The organism is Acinetobacter sp. AKBS16 (assembly GCF_002899995.1).
GTDB lineage: Bacteria > Pseudomonadota > Gammaproteobacteria > Pseudomonadales > Moraxellaceae > Acinetobacter > Acinetobacter baumannii.
Window position 1 is genome coordinate 44,048 of sequence record NZ_POYH01000068.1, and the last position, 4,632, is coordinate 48,679.

The window sequence follows — 4,632 nt, forward strand, 5'->3', positions numbered from 1 at the left end:
GTGAATAGCCGCGATACAGAAGCGGTAAAAGCTCAAAAGGGTAAATTTGATTTATTGCTGAGTACCGTAAATGTGACTTTAAATTGGCGTGCTTTCATTTCAACGCTAGCACCAAACGGTTCTTTGCACTTCTTAGGGCTCACACTAGAACCTGTTCCTGTTTCTGTAGGTTCTCTCATTGATGGTGCCAAATCAGTAACTGGTTCACCTACAGGTTCACCTGCCGCTCTACGCCAACTTTTAAAGTTTGCCGCACGCAAAAAAATTGCGCCTCAAATTGAGCTATTTCCAATGTCACAGCTCAATGAAGCAATTGAACGTCTACACTCAGGTCAAGCACGCTACCGCATTGTGCTTAAAGCAGACTTTGCAGAATAAAACTAACTCACTGTTTGCATCTGTTGTCGCGACCAATCTGCCAAGCTCATAATTGCTTGGCGGACATCTGCTGTTAACTCATGGCCTGCGTTTAAACGAATGAAATGTCGATAGCGTTCATCCTCACCAAAAACATGGCCCGGTACTACAGTAATTCCCTGAGCTTGGGCAGTGTAATAGAGCGCTAAACCATCTACACACTTAGGTAACTGTATCCATAATGCATATCCGCCTTCGGGCTGGCTCAATGCAATTGGTATACCTTCAAAGGCTTTTAAAATACAGCTACGGTATTCTTCGACTTGTCGCATCAAGTTGGGTCTTAACTGCTCTAAATGCTCTCGATAACCACGACTATAAATAAAATCAGCTAGACCTAACTGCAAGGGTGTATTCACGCCAATATTACTTACCAGCAGTTCAAGTTTTAAATGTTCTAGCTTTGTCGTTAAACAAAACCATCCTACTCGATACGCACTCGACAAAGACTTAGACACTGAACCACACCAAATGACATAACCTTCGCGATCCCAATATCGAATGGGTAATGGTCGCTCGCTACTGTAGCCACATTCACCAAAAATATCGTCTTCAATAATAAAACACTGATACTTTGCAGCTAATTCAGCAATCTTCTGCTTCTCTGTGTTGCTAAAGCAATATCCTAAAGGGTTTTGGTAGTTGGCTGTCATTAAGCAAACCTTCGCCAAACCTTGCTGCATTAAAGATTCTAAGCGCTCAAGATCAATTCCGCGATGATCTGCCGGAATCTCAACAATCTGTCGTTTTAAACTTGCTAATAACTGTAAATGACCATTATAGGTGGGTGTAGGAATAAGAATACTATCGCCCACTTCAGTGAGCTTCTGAATCACCAAAGACAAAGCCGGCATACAGCCATTGGTAATAAAAATATCTTCTGGAGCGATATAAATACCATCTTCACGCCAATGATCGGATAGCGCTTTTCTTAATTGTTCATGACCTTGTTTATTACAATAAAGAAAATCTTGAGGCTGACAATTTTTTAAAGCACGTTGAATAGAACGACGTAAACCTTCTACAGGAATAAAGTGCGGCGTTAACTGAATCGATCCCAAAGGTACAAGATGACTTTGTAAGGCAGCTTCCTGAATTTGGTTATGCAACTCCAGATTTGAGACATGTCGAGGCAAAGATAAGAAATCCGGACTATCCGGAATAGGGCTGGATGGGGTACGAGCAACCACAAAATAACCTGACTTCGGCTTTACATAAATGAGTCCCCTCGCCTCAAGTAATTCATAGCAACTTTTTGCTGTACTTAAACTAATACCTTGTTGACGGGCAAAATCTCGTAAGGAAATGAGCTTTTGATGAGGTTTAAGTTCATCTTGATAAATACGATGTGCTAATTGATTGGCAAGAACCTGATATTGAAAAGTCATTCTGTGCTGCTTTTTTAAAAATTTCTGTATCTGTACTGGTTTATAGAACACCTTTAGGCTATGGAAATCAACTCAGAGAGTAGCAAGCTAATGAAATTAAAAATTATATTGTTATTTACTATTGTTTTAGCAGGTTGCCAACCACAACCAAAAAATGAACAGCACAGACACACGGTTTGCCAAAGTTTGATTGAAGGTTATTTAAAAATGACCAACCAGCAAGACTACAAAATGGAGCAACGCACTGATGACGAGACCAGTACGATTTCTCATTATCAATATAAACGAAATAGCTCAAATGAAGTTGTAATGGTGAATTCAGTCTATTCCAAACTATATTTTAGCTGCCGAGAACAGCAAAAAAGCTATTTTCTGTCTCAACATTCATCAGAAGGACAAACGACACCTATTTTAGAAGTTCATATTCCAACTGATAGTTATACGACCTTTAGAGAGCGTTTTTAAAACCATCTCTTAATTGTTCTGCCAAAAATTCAATGAATAAACGGATTCGTTTTGGTAGATGCTCTTGTTGATAATACACCGCATGGATGCTTTGATATTGATGCTCAATTTTGTCTTCAAATAATGCAATTAATCGCCCTTCTTCCATATCTTTCCAAATTTCAAATTCAGATAGTCGCGCAATGCCGTGTCCTCTAATCGTCAGTTGGCGTACGGTCTCCCCACTTGATGCTTTAATTTTTGATTGCGCAAAAAAATATTCATCGCCAACTTTAATTGGCCAACTATTGATATAAGTAGGTCTAGTAAAGCCAATCAAATCATGCTGTTCAAGTTCTTCAGGTTGTGTTGGCGTTCCCTTAAGAGCTAGATAGTCAGGACTTGCCACAATATATAAACGGCTCTTACATACCAATTTGGCGTGCAGACTAGAGTCATTAAGTTCCCCAAATCGAAATGCGACATCGGTTTTATGCTGAAGTAAGTCAATCACCTGATCATTGCTATTTAATTCAATTTCAATATCGGGGTAACACTCACGGAATTTATGCATTAATGGTGCAATCACGTGCAAAACAAACGGTGTGGCAGAATCAACCCGAATAAGACCGGCAGTACCTTGATCAGACTTTTGAAGTTCTTCTTCGGCCGCATTCAGCTCATTTAAAATTTTACGGGCCTTTATAAGAAATTGTTGCCCTTCTTGAGTCAATTTCAATTTACGCGTTGTTCGCTCTAGCAAAGTCACATCTAACTTTGCTTCCAAGCGGGTTAAAGATCGGCTCACCCCCGAAGGTGTTTGCTTTAAATGTTCTGCTGCTGCCACAAATGAACCTGTATCAACAATTGTGATAAAGGCAACAAGTTCTTCAATTGTTGATTTCATGGTTTATTCTATTATTGACTAAACATCAAAGATATTTTGCTTATTCATCTATTTTTTCGCAACAATAAAAAAAGCAAAATGCACCTCAAGTTAAACAATTATTTAATTTCAGGTGAATACATGAATATCCCACGTTTTGGTCTAGGAACTTTCCGCCTTAAAGAACAAGCTGTGATTGATTCTGTTAAAAATGCGCTAGATGTCGGTTATCGTGCAATTGATACTGCTCAAATCTATGAAAATGAAGCAGCAATTGGTCAAGCGATTGCTGAAAGTGGCGTATCACGTCAGGACTTGTTTTTAACTACAAAAATCTGGGTAGATAATTTTGCTCAAGAAAAGTTTATTCCAAGCTTAAAAGAGAGCTTACAAAAGCTTCGTACTGACCATGTCGATTTAACTTTGATTCACTGGCCAGCACCGGATTTAGGCGTTTCGATTCCTGAAATCATGCAGCTTTTACTTGAAGCAAAACAACAAGGCTTAACCAAGCAAATTGGTATTTCAAACTTCAATATTGCACTTACCCAACAAGCAATTGACACAATTGGTGTAGAGCATATTGCAACGAACCAGATTGAGCTGAGTCCTTATCTTCAAAACCATAAACTTGTGAATTTTTTACAAGAGAAGAATATTGATGTCACTTCATACATGACGCTTGCATACGGTAAAGTGCTTCAAGATCCTGTTTTAGCGGAGATTGCAGCAGCTCATAAAGTAACGACAGCGCAAATTGCATTAGCATGGGCATTGCAGCGTGGTTTTGCAGTCATTCCATCTTCGACTAAACGTGAAAACCTGATTAGTAATTTAAAAGCACAGGATATCGAGTTAACTGCAGCTGAAATGCAAATGATTGCCGAACTTGATCGTAACAGTCGTGAAGTTAGCCCAGAGCCATGGGCACCAGTTTGGGACTAAACTCATGAACACTCAATCAAATACGGCGTTCTCGTTATTGGCATTGGCAATAGGTGCCTTTGCCATTGGCACCACGGAATTTTCCCCAATGGGGTTACTTCCGAACATCGCTAATGATTTAGGGATTTCTATTCCAACAGCCGGAATGTTAATTACAGGCTATGCACTTGGCGTAATGCTAGGTGCACCGTTTATGACCCTGTGGTTTGGTGGTTTTGCACGACGTAATGCGCTTATTTTTTTGATGGCGATCTTTACGGTCGGTAACCTGATTGCAGCGTTTTCGCCAAATTATATGAGCTTATTAGGTGCACGTCTCATTACAAGCCTGAACCACGGTGCCTTCTTCGGGATTGGTTCTGTTGTGGCAGCGAGTATTGTCCCAGCGCATAAACAGGCTAGTGCAGTGGCAACCATGTTTATGGGCTTAACCATTGCCAATATTGGTGGTGTGCCTTTAGCAACATGGGTTGGGCAAAACATTGGCTGGCGTATGTCTTTCCTTGCGATTTCCGTGCTCGGCATCATTACTATGCTCGCTTTGTGGAAAGC

5 protein-coding genes and 1 pseudogene are annotated in these 4,632 nt (G+C 40.2%); 4 read left to right on the forward strand and 2 right to left on the reverse strand.

All coding sequences use genetic code 11. The features are described from left to right. Positions 1-378: zinc-binding dehydrogenase (locus tag C1642_RS12525; RefSeq protein ID WP_146035328.1), on the forward strand; the 378-nt coding region annotated here is incomplete at its 5' end. A gap of 2 nt (positions 379-380) precedes the next feature. On the opposite strand, the gene C1642_RS12530 is transcribed toward C1642_RS12525, so the two are convergent. Further along, a complete protein-coding gene (locus C1642_RS12530; protein WP_000143940.1) occupies positions 381-1,805 on the reverse strand; it encodes a PLP-dependent aminotransferase family protein in 1,425 nt (474 codons plus the stop codon). Between the two features lie 90 nt (positions 1,806-1,895). On the opposite strand from C1642_RS12530, the gene C1642_RS12540 reads away from it, so the two are divergent. Beyond that, complete coding sequence (locus C1642_RS12540; RefSeq protein WP_103236398.1) at positions 1,896-2,270, forward strand: hypothetical protein; 375 nt, start codon at positions 1,896-1,898, stop codon at positions 2,268-2,270. On the opposite strand, the gene C1642_RS12545 is transcribed toward C1642_RS12540, so the two are convergent. Next, on the reverse strand, positions 2,254-3,156 hold the full coding sequence (locus tag C1642_RS12545; RefSeq protein ID WP_000843080.1) for a LysR family transcriptional regulator: 903 nt from the start codon (positions 3,154-3,156) through the stop codon (positions 2,254-2,256). The genes C1642_RS12540 and C1642_RS12545 overlap by 17 nt on opposite strands. A gap of 120 nt (positions 3,157-3,276) precedes the next feature. On the opposite strand from C1642_RS12545, the gene dkgB reads away from it, so the two are divergent. Beyond that, a complete protein-coding gene (gene dkgB, locus C1642_RS12550) occupies positions 3,277-4,080 on the forward strand; it encodes a 2,5-didehydrogluconate reductase DkgB (RefSeq protein ID WP_044120335.1) in 804 nt (267 codons plus the stop codon). A gap of 4 nt (positions 4,081-4,084) precedes the next feature. Continuing rightward, a pseudogene (locus tag C1642_RS19285) lies at positions 4,085-4,632 on the forward strand (MFS transporter); the annotation flags it as partial.